The following is a 4,973-nucleotide window of genomic DNA, read 5'->3' as shown; positions in this document are numbered from 1 at the left end:
ACGCCCGCCGGGTCGAGCTGCCCACCTACGCCTTCCAGCGGGAGCGCTACTGGCTGGAGGCCCTGACCTCGTTCGCCAGCGATGTCACCGCCGTGGGGCTCATCCCGCCCACCCACCCGCTGCTGGGCGCCGCGGTCGAGCTGCCCGACGCGGACGGCTTCCTCTTCACCAGCCGCCTCTCGCCGCAGACCCACCCGTGGCTCGTCGACCACACGATCCAGGACACGATCCTGCTGCCCGGCACCGCCTTCCTCGAACTGGCCCTGTACGCCGCCGACCAGGTGGGCTGTGACCGGGTCGAGGAGCTGACCCTCACGGCACCGCTGGCGCTGCCCGAACGCGGCGCGGTGCACCTGCAGTTGGCGGTGAGCGGCCCGGACGAGAACGGCGCGCGCTCGCTGAACGTGTACTCCCGGCTGGAAGAGCCCGGCATGGAGCAGCCGTGGGTCCAGCACGCCTCCGGTCTGCTCGCCCAGGGCGGCGCACCGGACGAGACCGGCCGGGCCGACCTCGCCGTATGGCCCCCGGAGGGCGCGGAGCGGATCGACACCGAGGACGTCTACGACCGGATGGCCGCGGGCGGCTTCGCCTACGGCCCGGTCTTCCAGGGTCTGCGGTCGGTGTGGATCCGCGGCGACGAGGTCTTCGCCGAGGTGCGGCTGCCCGAGGAGAACGCCTCGGACGCCGGGCAGTTCGGACTGCACCCGGCCCTGCTGGACGCGGCGGTCCAGGCCGTCATGTTCGTACCCCAGGAGGAGGCGGGCCTCGCCAGGCTTCCGTTCTCCTGGACCGGTGTGTCGCTGCGGGCCACGGGCGCCTCGGAGCTGCGGGTGCGCCTCAGCTCGCTCGGGCCCGACTCCATCGGCCTCACGGTGGCCGACACCAGTGGCCGCTCCGTGGCCACCGTCGACGCCCTGGTGCTGCGGCTGGTCGCGGAGGGGCAGATCCAGTCGGCAGGCTCCCCGGCGGGCGGGCACGACTCGCTCTTCCGGCTGGACTGGATCCCCGTCCCCGTCGGCGCCCCGGCCCCCGCCTCCGAAGGCACCTGGGCCGTGCTGGGCACCGACGACCTGGGGGTGCGCTCCGGCTTCGAGACCGCGGGCGCGGACGTGGCGGCGTACGCGGATCTGGCCGCGCTGCGCGAGGCTGTCGACTCCGGTGCCACGGCGCCGGATGTCGTCATGGTGGTGGGCGCCGCGGACGCGGTTGGCATCGACGACGGCGCGGACCTGGCGGGACGGGTGCGTGACACCACGTACCGCGCGCTGGAGCTGGTGCGGACATGGGTCACCGACAAGCGGTTCGACGACTCCTATCTGGTGTTCGTGACGCGTGGCGCGATGGGCGCCCGCTCCTCCGAGGAGGTACGCACCCCGGCCGAGGCCGCCGCATGGGGCATGCTGCGCTCCGCGCAGACCGAGCACCCGGGGAAGTTCCTGCTGGTGGACCTGGACCCGGAGGAGCGGGGCGAGGTGTCCTCGGCGCTCCGGACGGCCCTGACTGCCGAGGAGCCGCAGGTGGCCGTGCGCGACGGACGGGTGCTTGCCGCGCGCCTCGCCCGGGTGGCCCCCGCCGAGGACCGGCCCGAGCCGGAGACCACGCCGTTCGACGGCCCCGGCACGGTGCTGATCACGGGTGGTACGGGTGGTCTGGGTGCGCTGCTGGCCCGTCACCTGGTGGTGGAGCACGGTGTGGAGCGTCTGGTGCTGACGAGTCGTCGTGGTGCGGAGGCGCCGGGTGCGGCGGAGTTGGTGGCGGAGCTGGCGGGTCTGGGTGCCGAGGCGGAGGCGGTGGCGTGTGATGTGGCCGACCGTGCCTCGGTGGAGGCTCTGCTGGCGGGGATCGGTTCGGAGCGTCCGCTGTCGGCCGTGGTGCACGCCGCGGGTGTGCTGGACGACGGTGTGGTGGAGTCGCTGACCCCGGAGCGGGTGGACAAGGTGCTGCGTCCGAAGGTGGACGCGGCGCTGCACCTCCACGAGCTGACCCGCGGCCTCGACCTCTCCGCGTTCGTGGTGTTCTCCTCGGCCTCCTCCAACTTCGGCGGCGGCGGCCAGGCCAACTACGCGGCGGCCAACGCCTTCCTGGACGCGCTCGCGCATCAGCGCCGCGCCCTCGGCCTCCCCGTGGTCTCCCTGGCCTGGGGCATGTGGGAGCAGCGCAGCGAGATGACCGGGGACCTCGGCGAGGCGGACCTCCAGCGCATCGCCCGCGCCGGGCTGAACGCGCTCACCTCAGAAGAGGGCCTTGCGCTGTTCGACGACGCGCTCGGGACCGAAGAGACCGTACTGGTGCCGACCCATGTGGACCTCGCCGCCCTGCGCGTCCAGGCCCGCACCGGCGATGTACCCGCCCTGCTGCGCGGTCTGGTGCGCATGCCCCGGCGCCGGGCCGCGGCGGCGGAGACCGCGCACACCGGCACCGGGACGCTGCGGGACCGCCTGGCCGCACTCTCCGCGGCCGACCAGTACCGGGCCCTGCTGGACCTGGTGCGGGTGCAGGTGGCCACCGTCCTCGGGCAAGGCTCACCGGAGGCGGTGGAGCCCGACATGGCCTTCAAGGACATGGGCTTCGACTCCCTGACCACGGTGGAGCTGCGCAACCGGCTCAACGCGGAGACCGGGCTCCGGCTGTCGGCCGTGCTGGTCTTCGACCACCCGACCCCCACGGCGCTGGTGGACCACCTGCGGGAGGAGCTGCTTCCGGACGGTGGCGCGGGCGAGCCGGTGGTCTTCGCCGAGCTCGACAGGCTGGAGCCGCTGCTCTCCAACGTGATGGACGACGGCGAGACCCGCACCAAGGTGGCCGACCGGCTGAGGGAGCTCCTGGAGAAGCTGGGCGAGGCTCCCGACGGCGACGCCACCGCCGAGGTGGCCGAACGCATCGGATCGTCCTCCAACGACGAGCTGTTCGCCTTCATCGACAACGAACTGGGTCTCTCGTGAACCGTTCTCAAGAGCCCGCCGAACCCGACTGGAAAGAGAGTGACGGAGAACGGTGAGTGAGACAAAGCTCCGCGACTATCTGAACAAGGTCACGACCGATCTGCACCGCACCCGGCTGCGCCTGCGGGAAGTGGAGGCGAAGAACCGGGAGCCGATCGCGATCACCGCGATGAGCTGCCGCTTCCCCGGCGGGGTCAGCTCTCCGGAGGAGCTGTGGCGCATGGTCGCCGACGGCGCCGACGGGCTCTCACCGTTCCCGAAGGACCGCGGCTGGCACGAGGAGGTGTACAACCCGGACCCCGAGAGCCAGGGCACGAGCTATGTTAACGAGGGCGGGTTCCTGCACGACGCCGCCCTGTTCGACCCGGTGTTCTTCGGGATCTCCCCGCGCGAGGCGCTGGCGATGGACCCCCAGCAGCGGCTGCTGCTCGAGGCGTCCTGGGAGGTCCTGGAGCGGGCGGGCATCGACCCGCTGTCCGTCAAGGGCACCACCGGCGGTGTGTTCATGGGCGCCGCCTACCAGGGCTACGGTTCGGCCGGTCCCCTGGAGGCCGAGGAGGTCGAGGGCCATCTGATGACGGGGCAGACCCCCGCCGTCACCTCCGGCCGGATCTCCTACGTCCTGGGCCTCGAGGGCCCCGCGGTGACGGTGGACACGGCGTGCTCGTCGTCCCTGGTGACGCTGCACCTGGCCGCGCAGGCGCTGCGCCAGGGCGAGTGCGACTTCGCCCTCGCCGGCGGCATCACCGTGATGGCGGTCCCCGGGACGTTCACCGAGTTCAGCCGCCAGCGGGGGCTCGCGTCCGACGGCCGCTGCAAGCCCTTCGCGGCGGCCGCCGACGGCACCAACTGGTCCGAGGGCGTCGGTGTGCTGCTCGTGGAGCGGCTGTCCGACGCCCGCCGCCACGGCCACCCGGTGCTGGCGGTGGTGCGCGGCTCCGCGGTGAACCAGGACGGCGCGAGCAACGGTCTGACGGCCCCCAACGGCCCCTCGCAGCGCAGGGTCATCCGCCAGGCGCTCGACAGCGCCGGACTCACCCCCGACGAGATCGACGTGGTCGAGGCGCACGGCACGGGCACCTCCCTGGGCGACCCGATCGAGGCCCAGGCGCTGATCGCCTCCTACGGCCAGGACCGGCCGCAGGACCGGCCGCTGTGGCTCGGATCCATCAAGTCCAACATCGGCCACGCGCAGGCGGCGGCGGGTGTCGCGGGCATCATCAAGATGGTGATGGCCATGCGGCACGGCGTACTGCCGAAGACGCTGCACGTGGACGAGCCGACCCCGCACGTGGACTGGTCGGCAGGGGCCGTGGAGCTGCTGACCGAGGCCAGGCCCTGGCCGGAGACGGGCCGTCCGCGCCGGGTGGGGATCTCCTCCTTCGCCATCAGCGGCACCAACGCGCACACCATCATCGAGCAGGCCCCCGCGCCCGAGGAGCCGGAGCAGACGGAGCCCGGCGCCGAGGCGCCCGAACCCGTCGTCACCGCCGTCGTCCCGTGGCTGGTGTCCGGCAAGGGCGAGGCCGCGCTGCGGGCCCAGGCCGAGCGGCTGTACGCCCGTCTGACGGAGCACGGCGCCACCCTGGACGGGGATCCCGCGCTGGCGTGGGCAGCGGACGTCGGCTACTCCCTGGCGGTGTCCCGGGCGGCGTTCGAGCACCGCGCGGCGGTGATCGGTGAGGACCGCGAGAGCCTGCTGCGCGGCCTTCGGGCCCTGGCCCAGGGCGAGATCGCGCCGGGCGTGGTCAGGGGACAGGCGGCGAAGGGCCGCAGGACCGCCTTCCTCTTCTCCGGCCAGGGTGCGCAACGCCTGGGCATGGGGCGGGAGTTGTACGAGGCGTTCCCGGTGTTCGCCCGGGCGTTGGACGAGGTGTGTGCGCGTCTGGACGCGGTGCTGGACCGTCCGCTGAAGGACGTGATGTTCGCGGCCGAGGGCGGTGCGGATGCCGGGCTGCTGGATCAGACGGCGTTCACCCAGCCTGCGCTGTTCGCCGTCGAGGTGGCGTTGTTCCGGCTGCTGGAGCACTG

Annotated in this window: 1 protein-coding gene and 1 pseudogene; both read left to right on the top strand. The window is 73.0% G+C overall.

The window, feature by feature from the left end; genetic code table 11:
- A partial coding sequence (locus VT50_RS15090) for a type I polyketide synthase (protein ID WP_143645221.1) occupies window positions 1–2,942 on the top strand: 2,942 nt, incomplete at its 5' end.
- A gap of 55 nt (window positions 2,943–2,997) precedes the next feature.
- Window positions 2,998–4,973 (top strand): annotated as a pseudogene (locus VT50_RS15085) (type I polyketide synthase); the annotation flags it as partial.

This window comes from Streptomyces antioxidans (assembly GCF_000968685.2).
In the GTDB taxonomy this organism is placed as follows: domain Bacteria; phylum Actinomycetota; class Actinomycetes; order Streptomycetales; family Streptomycetaceae; genus Streptomyces; species Streptomyces antioxidans.
The sequence above is the reverse complement of the archived record's forward strand: the minus strand, read 5'-3'. Positions and strand labels throughout refer to the sequence as shown.